Origin of the sequence: Kutzneria viridogrisea DSM 43870 (genome assembly GCF_000525635.1) — a bacterium.
GTDB classification, from domain to species: Bacteria; Actinomycetota; Actinomycetes; order Mycobacteriales; family Pseudonocardiaceae; genus Kutzneria; species Kutzneria viridogrisea.
The window spans coordinates 5,214,012-5,229,949 of the sequence record NZ_CP007155.1 but is presented as its reverse complement, the minus strand read 5'-3'; the positions used below and the strand labels follow the sequence as shown (position 1 = coordinate 5,229,949).

General features: G+C 67.1%; 20 protein-coding genes and 1 pseudogene. 11 read left to right on the top strand and 10 right to left on the bottom strand.

The window, feature by feature from the left end; genetic code table 11:
• Positions 1-16: 16 nt before the first annotated feature.
• Both KALB_RS23120 and KALB_RS23115 read left to right on the top strand, forming a co-directional pair.
• On the top strand, positions 17-304 hold the full coding sequence (locus tag KALB_RS23120) for a hypothetical protein (RefSeq protein WP_025358088.1): 288 nt from the start codon (positions 17-19) through the stop codon (positions 302-304).
• 63 nt (positions 305-367) lie between these two features.
• Positions 368-1,402: a PHP domain-containing protein gene (locus KALB_RS23115; protein ID WP_025358087.1), complete on the top strand. Its 1,035-nt coding sequence runs from the start codon at positions 368-370 to the stop codon at positions 1,400-1,402.
• Here KALB_RS23115 and KALB_RS23110 read toward each other — a convergent pair.
• Positions 1,323-1,937, bottom strand: a complete 615-nt coding sequence (locus tag KALB_RS23110) for a hypothetical protein (protein ID WP_025358086.1) — start codon at positions 1,935-1,937, stop codon at positions 1,323-1,325. The genes KALB_RS23115 and KALB_RS23110 overlap by 80 nt on opposite strands.
• 42 nt (positions 1,938-1,979) lie before the next feature.
• Positions 1,980-2,567: a TetR/AcrR family transcriptional regulator gene (locus KALB_RS23105; RefSeq protein WP_025358085.1), complete on the bottom strand. Its 588-nt coding sequence runs from the start codon at positions 2,565-2,567 to the stop codon at positions 1,980-1,982.
• 89 nt (positions 2,568-2,656) lie between these two features.
• On the opposite strand from KALB_RS23105, the gene KALB_RS23100 reads away from it, so the two are divergent.
• From KALB_RS23100 to KALB_RS47685, 4 genes and pseudogenes are all read left to right on the top strand, one after another.
• A complete protein-coding gene (locus KALB_RS23100; protein ID WP_025358084.1) occupies positions 2,657-2,887 on the top strand; it encodes a hypothetical protein in 231 nt (76 codons plus the stop codon).
• 96 nt (positions 2,888-2,983) lie between these two features.
• Positions 2,984-3,139 (top strand): annotated as a pseudogene (locus KALB_RS49320) (helix-turn-helix domain-containing protein); the annotation flags it as partial.
• Positions 3,130-3,882: a transposase gene (locus tag KALB_RS49315; RefSeq protein WP_338033871.1), complete on the top strand. Its 753-nt coding sequence runs from the start codon at positions 3,130-3,132 to the stop codon at positions 3,880-3,882. The pseudogene KALB_RS49320 and the gene KALB_RS49315, both read left to right, overlap by 10 nt.
• A 903-nt stretch (positions 3,883-4,785) precedes the next feature.
• Positions 4,786-5,496 carry a bacteriocin fulvocin C-related protein gene (locus KALB_RS47685; protein WP_158510789.1) on the top strand — a complete coding sequence of 237 codons (711 nt, stop codon included), beginning with the start codon at positions 4,786-4,788 and terminating at the stop codon, positions 5,494-5,496.
• A 533-nt stretch (positions 5,497-6,029) separates the two neighbouring features.
• Here the strand turns inward: KALB_RS47685 and KALB_RS23090 are convergent.
• Positions 6,030-6,923: a CPBP family glutamic-type intramembrane protease gene (locus KALB_RS23090; RefSeq protein ID WP_025358082.1), complete on the bottom strand. Its 894-nt coding sequence runs from the start codon at positions 6,921-6,923 to the stop codon at positions 6,030-6,032.
• 740 nt (positions 6,924-7,663) lie between these two features.
• Between KALB_RS23090 and KALB_RS23085 the strand changes: the two genes are divergently transcribed.
• A complete protein-coding gene (locus tag KALB_RS23085; RefSeq protein ID WP_025358081.1) occupies positions 7,664-8,197 on the top strand; it encodes a hypothetical protein in 534 nt (177 codons plus the stop codon).
• Positions 8,198-8,639: 442 nt separating this feature from the next.
• On the opposite strand, the gene KALB_RS23080 is transcribed toward KALB_RS23085, so the two are convergent.
• A complete protein-coding gene (locus tag KALB_RS23080) occupies positions 8,640-9,233 on the bottom strand; it encodes a transposase (protein ID WP_081789457.1) in 594 nt (197 codons plus the stop codon).
• A 285-nt stretch (positions 9,234-9,518) separates the two neighbouring features.
• Positions 9,519-9,725 (bottom strand): helix-turn-helix domain-containing protein, encoded by a 207-nt coding sequence (locus KALB_RS48595; protein WP_025358079.1) that lies wholly within the window; start codon positions 9,723-9,725, stop codon positions 9,519-9,521.
• A gap of 204 nt (positions 9,726-9,929) precedes the next feature.
• Here KALB_RS48595 and KALB_RS23070 point away from each other — a divergent pair, with 204 nt between their 5' ends.
• Positions 9,930-10,823, top strand: coding sequence for an IS982 family transposase (locus KALB_RS23070; RefSeq protein WP_025357383.1), 894 nt, complete (start codon positions 9,930-9,932; stop codon positions 10,821-10,823).
• Positions 10,824-10,870: 47 nt separating this feature from the next.
• On the opposite strand, the gene KALB_RS23065 is transcribed toward KALB_RS23070, so the two are convergent.
• Positions 10,871-11,335: a DUF5946 family protein gene (locus KALB_RS23065; protein WP_030108347.1), complete on the bottom strand. Its 465-nt coding sequence runs from the start codon at positions 11,333-11,335 to the stop codon at positions 10,871-10,873.
• 106 nt (positions 11,336-11,441) lie between these two features.
• On the opposite strand from KALB_RS23065, the gene KALB_RS23060 reads away from it, so the two are divergent.
• On the top strand, positions 11,442-12,275 hold the full coding sequence (locus KALB_RS23060; RefSeq protein ID WP_025358077.1) for a class I SAM-dependent methyltransferase: 834 nt from the start codon (positions 11,442-11,444) through the stop codon (positions 12,273-12,275).
• Positions 12,276-12,364: 89 nt separating this feature from the next.
• Here the strand turns inward: KALB_RS23060 and KALB_RS23055 are convergent, their stop codons facing one another.
• Both KALB_RS23055 and KALB_RS23050 read right to left on the bottom strand, forming a co-directional pair.
• On the bottom strand, positions 12,365-12,871 hold the full coding sequence (locus tag KALB_RS23055; RefSeq protein ID WP_025358076.1) for a GNAT family N-acetyltransferase: 507 nt from the start codon (positions 12,869-12,871) through the stop codon (positions 12,365-12,367).
• 65 nt (positions 12,872-12,936) lie between these two features.
• Positions 12,937-13,434: a GNAT family N-acetyltransferase gene (locus KALB_RS23050; RefSeq protein WP_025358075.1), complete on the bottom strand. Its 498-nt coding sequence runs from the start codon at positions 13,432-13,434 to the stop codon at positions 12,937-12,939.
• A gap of 88 nt (positions 13,435-13,522) precedes the next feature.
• Between KALB_RS23050 and KALB_RS23045 the strand changes: the two genes are divergently transcribed.
• Positions 13,523-13,984, top strand: a complete 462-nt coding sequence (locus KALB_RS23045) for a carboxymuconolactone decarboxylase family protein (RefSeq protein WP_025358074.1) — start codon at positions 13,523-13,525, stop codon at positions 13,982-13,984.
• Positions 13,985-14,002: 18 nt separating this feature from the next.
• On the opposite strand, the gene KALB_RS23040 is transcribed toward KALB_RS23045, so the two are convergent.
• The gene (locus KALB_RS23040; RefSeq protein ID WP_025358073.1) at positions 14,003-14,491 is read right to left on the bottom strand and encodes a DinB family protein; all 489 of its coding nucleotides are present in this window, start codon (positions 14,489-14,491) and stop codon (positions 14,003-14,005) included.
• A 46-nt stretch (positions 14,492-14,537) separates the two neighbouring features.
• The gene (locus KALB_RS45535) at positions 14,538-14,912 is read right to left on the bottom strand and encodes an STAS domain-containing protein (protein WP_025358072.1); all 375 of its coding nucleotides are present in this window, start codon (positions 14,910-14,912) and stop codon (positions 14,538-14,540) included.
• A 161-nt stretch (positions 14,913-15,073) separates the two neighbouring features.
• On the opposite strand from KALB_RS45535, the gene KALB_RS23030 reads away from it, so the two are divergent.
• Entirely contained in the window at positions 15,074-15,937 is an 864-nt protein-coding gene (locus KALB_RS23030; protein ID WP_236649994.1) for an SAM-dependent methyltransferase, read from the top strand.
• Position 15,938: the final 1 nt, after the last annotated feature.

Genomic DNA, 15,938 nt, shown 5'->3' with positions numbered 1-15,938 from the left:
CTGCAGAGGGAGAGAGATGGAACTGCTCACCGCGAACTACAGCAACAACGGCGGTACGTGGCGCGTGAGCGTGGAATCGCTGGGCAGGAGACAGGAATTCACGGCCACTGGTGTGCTCGACGCACGCAGTCGGGTGGACCAGCTGATGGACCAGATCAGGGACGCGGGTGTGCTGCCACGGACGGTGCACCTGCTCAACGGGAGCGCTGCGGAGTTCACCCACGCGTACCTGGCCGCGCAGTTCACCGAGGCTGCGCGGCGGGCGTCGGTGCCGCCTCCGGAGGGCAAACCCCTGGCCGGGTGAACCTGGTCCCGTGTGCGAGGGCACGCGGGATCAGTACCGGTGGAAAGGGGGTACCCAATCGTGGTGGAACCTGTGCGAGCGCTCAACCAGATCGCGTTCCTGCTGGAGCGGGCGGGGGAGTCCAGCTACAAGGTGCAGGCGTTCCGGCGTGCCGCTGCCAAGGTCGCCGACCTGCCGGAGGAGGAGCTGCGCGGCTACGTCCGGCAGCGCACGCTCACCCGGTTGCCCGGTATCGGCACGGCCATCGCCGGGGTGATCAGCCAGGCCGTGCGGGGTGAGGAGCCCGAGTACCTCACACGTCTGGCGGAGCAGGAGCCGCCGGTCGAAGGCGGTGCGGATCTGCGGGCGGCGCTGCGCGGGGACTGCCACATGCACTCCGACTGGTCCGACGGGGGCAGCCCGGTGCGGCTGATGGCGCGGACCGCGCGCGAACTGGGCCACTCGTGGGTGGCGCTGACCGATCACTCGCCACGGCTGACCGTGGCCAACGGGCTGTCCGCCGACCGGCTGCGCAGGCAGGTCGACCTGGTGGCCCAGCTCAACGAGGAACTGGCGCCGTTCCGGGTACTGACCGGGATCGAGGTGGACATCCTCGCGGACGGCTCCCTGGACCAGGACGAGAAGTTGTTGGCACAACTGGATGTCGTGGTGGCCAGTGTGCACTCGGACCTGCGCGCACCCGAGCCGGAGCTGACCCGGCGCATGCTGGCGGCGGTGGCCAACCCGTACGTGGACGTGCTCGGCCACTGCACGGGTCGGCGGCTGACGGGGCGCCGCCGCCCGGAGTCCGCCTTCGACGCCGAGGCGGTGTTCACCGCGTGCCGGGACAACGGGGTGGCCGTGGAGATCAACTCCAGGCCGGACCGGCTGGACCCGCCGATGCGCCTGCTGGACCTCGCCGTGGACCTGGGCTGCACCTTCGCCATCGACAGCGACGCGCACGCCCCCGGCCAGCTGGACTGGCTGGCCTACGGCTGTGAGCGCGCCGAGCGCTGCGGGATCCGGCCCGAGCAGGTGATCAATACTCGCTCGGCGGCGGAACTGGTCGGGGACGCAGGCCGTGGCGGCGCAGCTCCAGGGTGGCCAGTTCGGCGATGACCTCGCGGTCCCGCTCACGCCAGCCCTCGGTGGCGTAGGGCTTGGCGATCGGCCGGTTCACCAGCGCGCGCAGCGCGAGCAGGTCCAGTCCAGGCTCGCCGAGCGCGCGCAGCCGGGCGGCGGCGCTGGCCCGGCGCAGGTAGCGCACCCGCAGCGGCAGCCAGGTCAGCAACAGCAGGAGCAGCGGCAACGCGATCAACCCGAAGGTCAGCCACGAGGCCAGTTCCGCGATCCCGGCGATCTGCTCCCGCCCGGCCGCGATGAGCGTGGCCCCGGCGTCGGAACCCTTGTCCAGCGCCCTGGCCAGCGAGTGGCCGATCAGCGGCACGTCGAGGGCGCTGTTGGCCGCGGAGTCGAACGTGCCCTTGATCCTTGTCCCGGCGTTGACCAGGCCGTCGCCGGGGGCGCGCAGCCGCATCACCTCGTCGTACAGGTCGGAGGCGAGCCACCCCGCCGTGATCATCAGCGCCACGGCGAACAGATCGCTGGCCAGTTGTAAGGCGAATCGGGTCGGGCGTTCGGCGTAGACCTTCATCGAAGTACCCCCTTGGCTCGGCGCGAAGATACCGGTTTTCGCCTAGGTCCAGAGAGGCTTCACAGCATGATCGAGTAGTTGGTGCACATCTTCGGCCGTGACGGTGCCGATCACGACTTGTTGGGTGAGTCCGTCGACAACGGCGTGCAGGGTGCGGGCCTCCAGGCGAGAGTTGAGCCCTGCACGGATCTCGCCGGTGCGGCGGCCGTGGTCGATGATCCACACGAGCAGGTCGAGGGCCTTGGCATGGTGCTCGCGCAGCACGGCGGCGAACTCCTGGCGCACGCCCGCGTGGGCCAGGAACGCGAGCCAGACCCTGGCCTGGGCGCCCTGATCGGTCCCGGCCAGCGCCATCTCCTGGAGCGTGACGGTGAGCAGGACCCTGGCCGAGGAGGAGCCCGCGATGCGCTCGGTGCCGCGCTGTTCCACCTCGGCGATGAGGTGGTCCAGCGCGAACCGCAGCATGCCGCCGTCCTTGGGGAAGGCGCGCTGCACGGCACCCATCGACACCTCGGCGCGCGCGGCGACCTCGCGCAGGGTCGCCGCCTCCACCCCGCGCTCGGCGATCAGCGCGCACACCGCCTCGGCGATCTGGCTGCGCCGAGCCTCGTGGTCGATCTGCCTCGGCATGGGTGGCCTCCACAACTGTAGTGATGCATCTGCATCGGAACCCATGCTAGCGTACTGATGCAAGTGCATCACTACGTGGGGAGGCTGTTGTGACGAGCAAGAACGTCCGGTCGGCGTTGTGGATCGTGGGGTTGCTCTGCCTGGTGCAGGGTTTCGGCTCCGCGCTGACCGAGGTGCTGTGGCACACCTCGTTCGGCGTCTCGGGCATCCTGATCGGCTTGTTCGGTGCGCCGACCTGGATCTCCTGGGTGATCGGCGTGCTCGGTGCCGTGCTGCTGGCCTGGGCCGCGTTCGGCGCCGCGGCAAGCCGTCGCGCGTGATGGCTGAGGCGCGTCTCGTGGCCTGTCGCAGCTCTGGCGAGGTCAGCTGTGCAGCGCTGCCAGGACCTGGTCGGCTGACCTCAGGCGGCCTGCTCGGTGGTACACACCTCGTCTGCTGGGCTGGTCGCTCTGGACCCTCGGTGGGCGGGAGGCCGTCCCAGCCTGATCAGCCATGACGACATCGAGTTCATTGTGGCGACGGCCAAGGCCCGCCCGACACGGCTGGGCCTGCCCTTCACCCACTGGAGCCTGCGCAAGCTCGCCGCCCACCTGGGAAACACTCCCGGACGGCGAATGAGCATCGGCCGGGAACGACTCCGGCAGATCCAGAGCGAGCGGGGCATCTCCTTCCAGCGAACCCGCACCTGGAAGGAATCCAACGACCCGGACTTCGACGCCAAGCTCGACCGCATCGACGAGGTCTTGACCCGCTCCCACAGCGGTGTTTTGCCTTCGACCAGCTCGGACCACTGCCCATCCGCCCGCACCACGGCCTCGGCTGGGCACCGAGTGGCCACCCGGATCGACTACCGACGACCTACCGGCGCACCCACGGCATCCGCTACTTCCACGGCTGCTACTCCATCGTGGACGATCGGTTGTGGGGCGTGACCCGGCGCCGCAAAGGCGCCAATCACAGCCCGGCCGCTCTGAAGTCGTTCAGGGCGGCCAGACCGGACGGCGCACCCGTCCACGTGATCATGGACAACCTGTCGGCGAACAAGACCCCGACGATCAGGGTCTGGGCCGCACGCCACAAGGTCGAACTCTGTCTGACCCCGACCTACGCCTCCTGGGCCAACCCGGTCGAGGCCCAGTTCGGCCCACTGCGCACCTGCACCATCGGCAACTCCACTCACCCGAACCACACCGTGCTGGCCCGTGAACTCCAGGCGTACCTGCGATGGCGCAACGCCAACGCCCGCCATCCCGATGTCCTGGCCGCCTCACGCCGCGAACGAGCACGAGTCCGTAGCCAACGCCAGCAACGCTGAGGCCGTCCCCGAGCGGCTTGACCAACCCGACAAACCTAAATGACCACCGCACTAGTGCACGCAGGTGCTCCGTGTGAGTGGCGCCAACCGATGGCCCTGGTACTCCGGCTGCGGCTGCAACACACCTGCGTTCGTGACGGACAACGAGCAGCAGGCCGTGGATCAGGTGGCAGGCTCGATCGAGGCGCCGATGCTAGACGCGAAGGCGAGTCCGCGCGCTCCGGGACGTCGACGATAAGGCGGTCGCTTCAGCCATCAAGCTCCGACAAAATTCGATGCCTCCTGCCCTGCAAGGCTTCGACGACGCGTTCTGACGGTCCCAGCTCCTGAGGTCGGCAAGCCAGGGCGCGGCCGAATTTTGTCAGTGACGGATTTTCGCCACCTGAGTGGGACGCGTTGCTGATAGCATTACAAACCGCCCATCGCGAACATGCATGCTACTCACCAAGGTGACCGGCATGGATTCGATGCCACGCGGCCAATCACGATCGTTCCTGCACCTTGCCGCCCCCTGTTTTATTGATGCGGCCTTGCGGGAACGCTGAGCGTGAATGGTGGTCGGTGTGCGCGCTTCGCGCCCTCATGTCGCACCCGACGGGCGTTTCACTTAACAGTTTTAGGAGTTTTAGGATGAACGTCCCGGAAATGCGTTGGATACTCGCTTTTGATGCGTCGTGCGAGAAATGCCTCAAGATCTCTAGCGCGGTCGCACAAGCGTGCGACGGAAAACTTGAGTTACTTCCACTAGCTCATCCGGATGTGGGTCGGTGGCGGGAACAAAGTCTAGGTTCTCAAGCGCCATGGACGCCAACACTAATAAAGGTCCAAGCTGACAAGATTCGTTCCTGGACTGGAACGGCGATGGGAATCCCCTTGGCCTGTCGGCTAGGCCCACGATCAACAATGCGCGTGTTGCGTTCCTTGGGGCAGTTGCGCCGCCAGGCGGGCGAGCACCCGTCCGAAGAAGGAGCTGGCGAGAGGACGGTGGGACGAAAGAAATTTCTTCAGCTCGGCACCGGTATCGCAGTAGTGGCAGGAATGATACTCGCAGGCAGAACTACCGCCTTTGCGGAGCGGAAATGCGCCACCATAGATTCCTGGATTGAAGCGAACAAAGAGCGCCTCCCGGAGCACTACGACGCTATCATTGCTTACCCTATGGAATATCGGATGGCCATCTTTTCGGCGCTGTCGACGGAATCTAAGAGCCGGTTCTGGTTGGAGCACCTGAACCGCTACTGTACGACACATCCCGGACTCACGGCAGAACAGGTGAAGGTTCTCGACAGCGCCACCGCGATTGCGGGCACACAGTCCACATTTGAACGAACCCTCGACCCTGATATGTCACGACGCCTCGGCGACCTCAAAGAAGCCGCAGTGGAGGCATTTGGATACAACGAGGCCCGCGCGCTGATTGCAACACTTGGACCTCCCGACGAGTCGGCCGCCTCGCGCGCTTCGCTTCTGGATAAGCCGTCGTGTCAGTGCTCCGATCGGGACAACTGGTGCAGTAACAATCAGTACTGTGGAAAAACCAACAACTGTCAACGCCATAAGGGGTGTGGCTCGTTGGGCTTGTATGTGTGTAACGGCCTCTGCAAGAATCCATAGGAACGTTAATATTACGTGCGCGCGACGGCCTCAATTCTAATTGGCGCGTCTTACGAACTTGGCGGGACGAGGGGTCTGTCGATGCCGAAGGTGACGCTTTGTGATGGAATCTGGGTGTGCAACCCATCGCGCAGGGCTCGCGCAGCTCTTCGTGATCATGACTGTTGTCTAGACAGTCGATCATGAAGAGCTGCGATTTTATTACATCACGATACAACGTTGTCACTGGGGGAGGGAACAGTATATTTGCTGGCCGGGGTCGAGGTAGATCTGGATGGCTGCCGAGTGGTGTATTTCCCCACGGCGGGCCGGACGCCGCCCACATGTTTCTCCTGTTGAGTGCATTCGGCCTCGATGAAGGGATGGGTACGAACCAGGCCACGCAATATACGGCCAGCGGTCACACCCACCTCAGCTGACAGGCTCGGTTACTTGGTCTGCGCTGAACAAGCGCATTCTCGTGAGTGTGCTCCTATTGTAGCCACCGAGTGTAGACCGTCAGGCTGGAGTTGCGGCGGCAGCGGAACCGCGAATCACCTCGAGCGTTGCCTGCGTAGGTGGGCGACCGTGAGGTACGTCAGCGCGGCGACGATCAGGTATGCGGGGATGAGGAGGACGGCGTCGGGTGTGGTGAATTCGGCGGACCAGCCGGCCCCACGCTGCTGCCCGAAGAGAGTGACACGGTTGATGGTCAGGAATGTGAGGTGCGTGCCGACGCAGGTCCACAGCGATGCCGACGATGTGGCCGTGCGCGCCGCGACCAACGTCAACCCGAACACGGTGAGCAGCACCAGGTAGGAGAACGGGTCCTCGCCTGCCGGGGCGATGCCGATCGGAGACGGGCCGCCACCGAGGACCGCGGTGACCGCCGCGGACACCACGCTGGCGGCGCCGGGGATGGCGAGGAACAGTGCGGTCGTCAGCAGCGTGGCGAGGACGGCCCGATGTCGTTCGCACAGTGAGGTCCAGGCGTAGCCGCGCAGGGTCACTTCCTCCGGCAGCGCTTCGAGCAGCAGCGCGATGACACCGTTGGTGAGCACGAACGCCAACAAGGCGGTGAGGTCGAGCGGACCCCAGCGCACCCAGCCAATGGTTGTGCCGGCCCCGAGCACGGCAGCAGCGCTGCCCCCGGTGACCACGACGCCGAGCAGCAAGGCTGCCATGCTCTCGCGCGGACCCGTGAGACCAATTCCGGTCAGGGACCTGTGATCCCATCGCACGCGCAGGACGAGCACGAGGGGAACGGCGATGGAGCTGCACAGCAGCGCGGGCAGCAGCCGCGCGCCGAATCCAGTGATACCCAACGCGTCGGTGACGGCAGTGCCTATCCCGGTGCCTGCGCCGAGCGCGAGGGCCACCACGCCCGCGCCGACCACCGCGCGGCCCAGTCCGGCTGCGCGGCCCCCGCCACTGACCTCCTGCGCCACGCGCTTAAGTCCTCCTCATCACCGGAATCGAGGTGACCCTCTTGTCCAGAGTGGTGGTGGCCGGGGCAGCTCGCACCGCTCCCACACCAACTCGTCCAACGCCACTCGGGTCGCTACCGCCGGCACTGTCATCTGATCATGTGAACGAGGCGTGGAAGTCGCCGTTGCGTAACGCATCTTCGTCAGTGCCGCCGCGATTCCTCGGCCGATCCATGCGTCTCGGTTCAATGCCGCTATGCACGGAGAAGTCCACGCAGTGTCCACCCTGAACCACCCAATGTAGACAAGCACAAGGCTGGCCAACGGCCAAAGTGCGCCATGAACCATGGTGCGTCACGTAGTCGAGTGGCGGTGACGACCTTTGCCGGGCGTGAGCTGTGGCGCAAGACCGCCACTGGCACGTAGCCGTCCCGTAACTGCGGTCTCAACGGGTCACCCCAACACCGCGTTTCTCCAGGTAGAGAGGACGTGGTGGATCATGGTGAGGAGTGCGTTGTTGCCGGCGGAGATCGATGAGGTCTGGCGGCGATGGTGGTCAGGGCAGGCAGTTGAGGCTCTGACACGGGCGATGCGGCTGCATCCCTCAACAGTTCGTGGGAGTTACAGTTGTCGCTGGCTGAACGGGAAGAGATCTCTGGCCTGGTCGCCCGGTCATACCGGCGATGGCGAGACGCGAGCGGCGTTGTCCTTCAGGTGCGAGACTTGCCTGCGCGTGTTCCTGTCCTAGGGAGGCCCACCCGTTGGACCACATGTTCCTACGTGATGGTGCGATGACGGCTGCCATTCTTGGCTTCTTCGCCTCCGTATGGTTCGGGTGGGCTCAGGAGCGGCCACCGGCGGCGTGGAAGGCGGCGCTGATCACCGGCTCAGTTCTCAGTGTGATCACCGCGATCTCGGGTGGCATCCTCGCCTGGCAGAACTGGCACAGTGGGTCGGTCCTCGCCAACGACGGCGCGATTCGGGCCTACCTGATCATCTTGGGCATCGAGTTCGGGGTGGCGGCTCTTGGGGCGGTCTTGCTGGTGATCCGCCGCAAACCCGAGTACCTGGCGCCGTGGATCTGTCTCGTGGTCGGGATACATTTCTATCCGATGGCTTCGGTACTCCAGTACGCCAGCCTGTACGTACTCGCCACGGTCCTGACGGTTGGGGCACTCCTCGCGGTTCCCCTCGCCCGACGCTGGAACCTCACGATCAGCGCGGTTACCGGAGTGGGGGCTGGCTCGTCACTACTTCTGTTCGCTGTCTGGTCGATGATCACCCTGGCGTTCTGACCAGGACCCGTATTTCTGGTGCTTGGGGCCCAGCCTGGGGAGACGACGCTCGGACGGCACGCCAAACACGCTGGCATAGCACACGTCCACGCCACGAACAGCACTCTTCCGCCGCGTGCAGGGTGGTCTCCAGCCGCGTCAACAACATCCGCAACGACGCACCCGACCTCATCAAGCCGCTCGACCACAAGTAGTCCAGTTCGATCATTTGTCTCGTCCTGGCCGCTCATGGGCAGGGCAACCGCGCAGGCTGTAGCACCCGTGAGCCGTCACGCGAGGTATTCGGCATGAGCGACTCGACCGCACAGCCCTCGCCGACCGTGCCGGAGCAGGCGAAACTGCCTCCGCTACCAACGAGACTGGTACCCACGGTGGTGGCTGCGGTGGTAGCGATCTCCGGCGCCCTATTACTCGGTTGTTCTGGTGGCTAGTGCTCCGTTCCTCAAAGGAGATAGCCAAACCGGCGTCTCAGCTTCCCGGGTGGAGGAGGCGGACGCCCCCAAACCCACGGCTTGGCACGGGAATTGAGCTGCGCGGTTGCCACTCGGGTGGCGTGGTCGATGTCATCGGGGCCGGCGAAGGACTGGCCAGCCAGGGCGGCACGGCGGAACAGCCGCCACCAGCTCTCTTGGAGGTTGAGCCAGCAGGCGGCCACAGGGATGAACGCGTGCCGGATCCGGGGATGATCAACCAGCCACTCGCGAGTGGACTTGCCGTTGTGGCTGGACAGGTTGTCGGTGACGATCACGATCTCGCCCTCAGGGTTGTCATCCTCGACCAGCTGAAGAAACCGTTGGTAACACACACTGTTACGCGAGGACGCGGTACAGGTGATCTCCTGTCCATCCCGGACACGTAGCCCGCCGTACACCCAGGTCTTCTCCGGGCCGCGAGAGTAGTCCACGTCAGACTTGACCCCATGCCCATCCGGTGACCAGCCTGGCGCGGACGGGAACGCGCGAGGGATCACCGGGCCGAGTTCGTCGGCGCAGACGACAGTCGTATCGTCCGGCGGATCAGTGTAGAGCTCGAGGATCCGTGTCCTTGTGGGACAAAGTCAGGGTCTCTACTGGTGACCCAGGACCTCGTACGCCGCCAGCGCACCCCCTCGGCCAGCAGGATCCGCCGGACCTGGCTGCGGCCGACCTGGATCCCCAAGCCACGGGCGGTCTCGGCCAGGGAGTCCAGCGTACCCACCGGCGGGCCGTCCTCATCGGAGGCCGCCAGGCCCTCCTCCCACGTGCGGGGAAGCAACCGCCCCGGTGGGGTGAGCTTCACCAAGGCGATGATCCGGGACCGTTCATTCTCGGTGATCCGGCGTTTACGTCCACACCGGGGTCGATACTCCCAGCCCGCCCAGGGCCTGGGCGTTGAACCGGCGCAGCCGTCGGCACACCGACTCGGGGTGACACCCCAGCTGGGCGGCGATCGCCGGGCCACGGACCCCGTCCCAACTCAACACGATGATCCGGGCTCGCTGGATCCAATCCCCGGGTGCGTGCCGCGCCCGGGCAAGCTTGCGAACCACGCGTTCTTCCTCGACATCCCGCGCGGCGGACGCGCGAACAACAACTTCGGCATAGCCAGCGCCTCCTCACCATGCACGATGCCCCTAGCCGAAGATCACGACCAGGGGCCAATCGCACGCACATTGAGGAACGGAGCACTAGACGAGTAAGTCCTAAGTCCGGGCGGTGGCTGAAGACGGACGAAGGGTGTTCAAGATCAGTTTGTGAGGACCGACCTGAACACCCTTCTGACCGCACTCTACGTCAAGATCGATGACCACCTCGGCAGGCCCGCCCGGACCGGACGCCCGCCCAAGCTGACTGACGCCGAACTACTCACTCTGGCCGTGGCCCAGGCTCTGCTCGGCATCCGCTCCGAGGCCCGCTGGCTCCGGTTCCTGCCCCGCCACCTGCCCGGCGCTTTCCCGTATCTGCCCCAGCAGTCCGGCTACAACAAGCGGCTGCGCACCGCCGTCCCGCTGCTCAAACGGATCATCCGGCTGCTGGCCCTGGACACCGACCTGTGGACCGACGCGACCTGGATTGTCGACTCCACCCCGGTCGAGTGCGGCCGCTCCCGCGAGACCACCAAACGCTCTGAACTCGCCGGCTGGGCAGGCTACGGCTACTGCTCCAGCCACTCGCGGTTCTTCTGGGGACTGCGCCTACACCTGATCTGCACCCCGGCAGGACTCCCCATCACCTGGGCGCTGGCGCATCCGAAGCTCGACGAACGCCAGGTGCTGATGGCGATCCTGGACCACGACCCCACCGTGCTGGCCGACCGACCCGGTCTGCTGATCATCGCGGACAAGGGCTACGTCTCCCGCGAGCTGGACGCCTACCTGGCCGAGCGCGGGGTGCGGCTGTTGCGCCCGTCGTATCGCAACCGCACTCCGCATCCGGCCCAGCACCTGCTCAAACCCGTCCGGCAGTTGATCGAGTCGGTCAACGACAGCCTCAAAGGTCAGCTCGACCTGGAGTTGCATGGCGGCCGCACCATCGACGGCGTGACCGCGCGCATCGCCCAACGCCTGCTCGCACTGACCGCTGCGATCTGGCACAACCGGGCCACCGGCCAGCCCGTCACCCGATCCCTGATCGCCTACGACCACTGATCAGTTAGGACTTACTCGTCTAGAGGACCTTGCGCGGCCCAGGTCGGTCAGCGCGCGTCCCGCCAGGCCTTGACGGTGTCCGCCACCCAGGCGCGGACCGAGTCCTCGTAGCGCTCAGCGGGGAATCCGCCGTCCCCGGCGACATCGGCGATCGTGGTGTCGAAGGCCGAGGGTGGGTCGACGTCGGGGAACGGCGGTGCCCCGGCGAAGTCCTCGGCCCGCGGGGGCCTTCCCCCGGAGCGGTGGGAGTTGAGCTTGCGGACACGCCGGGTCAGGGCGGCCACCCCGACCTGACCGTCGCGGAGGTAGGCGTGCAGCATCCCCCAGTGCACCGGCCGGGCCCCAGCGGGCTGACGCGCAGAGTGCTGGAGGAAGAAGCAGGCCATCGCGACGCCGTGCAGCGGTCCCCACGGCGCCTGCCGGGCATGGTCCAGTGCCAGCAACTGCTGGTACAGGGCATCGCAGGAGTTCGGCAGGGCGGGAGCTCCGCATTCCGGGCACGATGGCGTCACAGGGTCATTGCACCCGCCGGGCGCGGCACCGCGCAATCCCGGCAGTGCTGGGTTGACTTGAACGCGGTCAATTTCGCGGGGTGTGCGTCGGCCTATGCTCACCACTGTGGCTCTCAACACGTGGGAATGGGACCCGTCGCTGTTCTCCGGCAGTGCCGCTTACTACACGCGAGGACGCCTCGCCTACCCCAAGACCCTCGCGGACGCCCTGGCCGCCGAGTTGCACCTCGACGGTTCTGGTCGCCTCCTCGACGTCGGGTGCGGCCCCGGTTCGCTGACCCTGCCGCTGGCCGCCCTGTTCGAGCAGGCGATCGGGCTCGACGCCGACCGGGACATGATCGACGAAGCCGGTCGGCTCGCCGCCCAGGCGGGGATATCGAACACCCGGTGGCTGTGCCTGCGCGGTGAGGACCTGCCCGCCGGGCTCGGCAGCTTCAGGCTGATCAGCTTCGCCCAGTCGTTCCACTGGATGGACCGGCCCCGGGTCGCCGCGGCGGTGCGCGGCATGCTGGACCCCGCAGGAGCGTGCGTGCACGTCCACGCCACCACGCATCAGGGAGCCGAGGGTGGGGATGCGCTGCCGCATCCTCGGCCGCCGCACTCGTCAATCGCGGAACTGGTGCGCAGCCACCTCGGCCCGGTGCGACGCGCGGGCCGAAGCCTGCTGCCGCAAGGCACGGTCGCGGGCGAGGCGGACATCTACCGGGCCGCCGGGTTCACCGGACCGCGGCGGATCGAGGTGCCGGGCCGCGTCGTCACTCGCGTGACCGATGACATCGTGGCCGCCGTCTTCTCCCTGTCCAGTTCGGCGCCACACCTGTTCGGCGAGCGCCGCGCCGAGTTCGAGGCCGAGCTTCGACGGCTCCTGCACAGCGCCAGCCCGAGCGGGGTCTTCAGCGAACGGACACGCGAGATCGCCATCGACATCTGGCGGCCGTGAGAACCCGGGACGGCGGCTGGTCGGCTATTAGTGGCTCGGCGCAGCCTCGGCCCGGACCGGATACCAGGTCAACGATGCGCGACGCGCCACTAGATCGTGATCCAGTACCGCCGGACGGCGCCGAGTTCGGTGTCCCGGACGCCTTCGAGGAGGCCGCCGTGGCGTTCGATCGTCTTCGCCGAGGCGGTGTTGCCGACCTCGCAGACGATCAGCACCCGGCCCAGGCCGAGCACCCGGGCCTCCTCGAGCATCTGGCCCAGCGCCCAGGTGGCCAGCCCGCGCCTGCGCGAGGACGGCCGGATTCCGTAGCCGATGTGGCCGGCCCGCAGCACGAAGTCGTTGATCCCGTGCCGCAGCGCGATCCCGCCGAGCACCTGCTCGTCCTCGACGATCCACCGGTACGTACAACGCAGCTGCTTGGTTGGATCCGACTCCTCAGCCAGCCGCGCCACCCAGGCCTCGAACCCTGCTGGCGAGTCGACATCATCAGACGGCAGCAGCCCGAAACCATCCTCGTGGACGCCGGGACCCCACTCCTCGTGCGCCTGGAGCCAGGCGGTGTGCAGGCGGGTGGTGGGCGCGATCAGTTCGGGCACACGGCGACGATACCGATCCGAGTGTCGCGCTTCGAGTAGAACGAGGCACGTACTTGCCTTGTGGGTCAACAAGCTCGCTCGTACTCGACCTGGTCGAGGGGGTTGCCGTCGCCGAAGTCGTGGGTGCGCACGGCACCGGTCTCGGTGAAGCCGCACTTGGTGTAGAAGCGGCGAGAGCGCGGGGTGCCGCGCAGCGTCCACAGGTGTACCCGGGCGAATCCGTCCTCGCGCAGGCAGCGCAGCGTCCCGGTCATCAACGCGGCGGCGGCACCGCTGCCCCAGCCGTCGGGGTGGCCGTAGAAGCTGTAGATCTCCGCCAGACCTGGCCGGGTCGAGGACGGGAGGACCAAGGACAGCGCCAGGGGACGGCTGTCGAGCACGGCGAGCAGGATCGTCCCTGTGCCTTCCTCGATCCGCCGGTGCCATCGCGTGCGCCGATCCCGCACGGCCCGCGCGGCGAACCCCGGCTCGAAGAAGGGGGCGTAGGCCGCTTCCCAGGCCGCGGCGTGGATCTCACCGAGCGCGTCCCCGTCGTCCGGGCCCGCGCGACGAACCTCGATCATCCGAGCACCCTAATCCCGCAGCGCGGCAGCTGTTGTCACAACTGGTGTTCCCGATCCGTCAGTGCTGTGACGAGAGGAGAACACCACCATGCAGTCCCGGACCAAGAACCCCGCCCTCGTACTGCCCGAGGCGATGACCGGCATCCAGCACCTGATCAAGGCGATCAACCAGAGCGGCTTGCCCGAGGGCACGCGTGAACTGGTCGGCCTGCGGGCCAGCCAGATCAACGGGTGCAGCGCCTGCGTGTACGGGCACACCAAGCTGGCGAGGAAGTCGGGGGAGAGCGATGACCGGCTGGACAACGTGGCCGCCTGGCGGGAGGCCCCGTTCTACACCGAGGCGGAGCGGGCCGCGCTGGCGCTGACCGAGGCCGCGACGAGGCTGGCCGACCGCACCGGGGACGGCGTGCCTGACGAGGTGTGGCACGCCGCCGCCGAGCACTTCGACGAGCAGCAACTGGCCGGGGTGATCCTGACCATCGCCACGACCAACTTCTTCAACCGCATCAACGTCACCATCCAGGAGCCCGCGGGCACCACCTGGGGCTGATCCCGGCGGCGCCGCCGGTCACTCGCCGGTGGCGCCGTCCAGCAGTTCCCGCAACAGGTCCAGGTGCCCGGCGTGCCGAGCCGTCTCCTTGATCACGTGCAGGTAGACCCACCGCACCGTGTACTGCTTGCCGTTGAAAGAAATCTCCGCGCCCGGGTCGAGCCCGGCGGTGATGCCCCGGTTGATCTCGCACTGCTTCTGGTACTCGGCGATCAGCCGGGACACCGGCTTGTCCAGGGACATCCGGAACTCGGCGTCGTCATCCACCTCGTAGTACTGCTTCCACGCGTCCGGCATGCCGCCGAGCACGACGCCGAACCAGTAGTTCTCCACCTGGTGCAGGTGCCCGAGCAGACCGGACACCGTGGTCAGCTCCGAGGGCAGCAGCACCCGGCGGGCCTGCTCCTCGCTCAGGCCGGTGGCCTTGCGCACCACCGATGCCCGCAGCAGCTCCAGTGTGCCGTCGAGCTGTGAGCGTTCGTCGCCGACCAGGGGTGCGCGGTTCATGCGGCGCAGTCTTGCCCAGCCTGGCCCCGCACTCAACCCGAATAACTCAGCTACCTAGCGGGTTCGGGGTCAGGTTGTGCAGCGCCTCGTCCAGCGAGGGGAACAGGTTCAGCAACTGGTCCACACCGGTCAGTTGTAGCGGCTTGGCCACCAGGGGGCCGCACACCACGCGCAGTTGCAGCCCACGGTCGGTGGCCGCGCGGTGCAGGCGGATCAGCACGCTGAGCGCGGCGGAGCCGAAGAACACGACCTCACTGAGGTCCACCACCATGGCGTGCATGCCGTCGAGGACCACTCTGTCCAGCGCGTCGGCGAAGGCGGAGGTGGTGGCCATGTCCAGCTCACCGGACGCGCTGACCACCACCGCGTTGTCGAGGTGCTGCGTGCGCACGCTGACCAGTGCCGACGGGGTCTCGTTCACCAGCGGCTCCCTCGGTTGGCGTTGCTGACAAACGGGGATACCCGGGGCGGTCGCGCGGCAAACGGCACGAGGGGGTGTGGCCCAGGTCACTATTTAGCATAGCGAAGTTTTTGGGCTACATTCGGTGTCGGGGTGGCTACGCACTGTCGAAGGAGATGCGGGTGGCGAACCAGGCGGACTGGGACATCGTCAGCGGTGTCGGCATCACGGCGCTCGCGGTGTCCGCGGCGCGATCCATCGAGGCCTACCGGCCGGACCCGCTGGTCAGCGACCCGTACGCGGAGTCGTTCGTGCGCGCGGCGCGTCCCGAGCCGCCCATGCCCACCAGGCCGGGCGAGGCCGCGCCGGGCGCCGCCTGGGAGGCCATGGGGACCTACCTGGGTGTGCGGTCACGCTTCTTCGACACGTACTTCACCGAGTCGGGGCTGACCCAGGTGGTGCTGCTCGCGGCCGGTCTGGACACCCGTGCGCACCGGCTCGACTGGCCCACCGGCACCGTGGTGTACGAGCTGGACGTGCGCAAGGTGCTGGAGTTCAAGTCGCAGGTGCTCGCCGAGGGCCACGCCAGGGCGCGATGCCAACTGCGGCCCGTGCACATCGACCTGCGCGAGGACTGGCCCAGGGCGCTGCTGTCCGCCGGGTACGACCGGGACCGGCCCACCGCGTGGCTCGCCGAGGGCCTGCTGCCGTTCCTGCCCGACGACGCCACGGCCCGGCTGTTCGCGAACATGCACGCACTGTCCGCGCCCGGCAGTGCCATCGCGGCGGAGAACATAGAGGGGGACGTCACCGCGCTCGCCGAACAGCCGCCGATGAGCTACATGGTGGAGCAGTTCGGGTTCGACATCACGGAAATGTGGCCCGCCGACAAGCAGTACGAGCCGACGGGCTGGCTCGCCGACAACGGGTGGACCGTGCGGGTGCACGAGGCCGACTCGCTGGGCGAGGCCTACGGGCGGCCGTTCGGTCCCGAGCTCAAGGCCATGCACGCCAGCAGGCTGTTCACGGCACGACTGGGCTCGTGAC

Excerpts from the sequence above, each read along its gene's own strand:
- KALB_RS23105 (WP_025358085.1), bottom strand. The coding sequence starts at position 2,567 with ATGCCGAGGCAGATCGACCACGAGGCTCGGCGCAGCCAGATCGCCGAG.
- KALB_RS23050 (WP_025358075.1), bottom strand. The coding sequence starts at position 13,434 with ATGATCGAGGTTCGTCGCGCGGGCCCGGACGACGGGGACGCGCTCGGT.
- KALB_RS23110 (WP_025358086.1), bottom strand. The coding sequence starts at position 1,937 with ATGAAGGTCTACGCCGAACGCCCGACCCGATTCGCCTTACAACTGGCC.
- KALB_RS23040 (WP_025358073.1), bottom strand. The coding sequence starts at position 14,491 with ATGAACCGCGCACCCCTGGTCGGCGACGAACGCTCACAGCTCGACGGC.
- KALB_RS23120 (WP_025358088.1), top strand. The coding sequence starts at position 17 with ATGGAACTGCTCACCGCGAACTACAGCAACAACGGCGGTACGTGGCGC.
- KALB_RS47685 (WP_158510789.1), top strand. The coding sequence starts at position 4,786 with ATGCGCGTGTTGCGTTCCTTGGGGCAGTTGCGCCGCCAGGCGGGCGAG.
- KALB_RS23045 (WP_025358074.1), top strand. The coding sequence starts at position 13,523 with ATGCAGTCCCGGACCAAGAACCCCGCCCTCGTACTGCCCGAGGCGATG.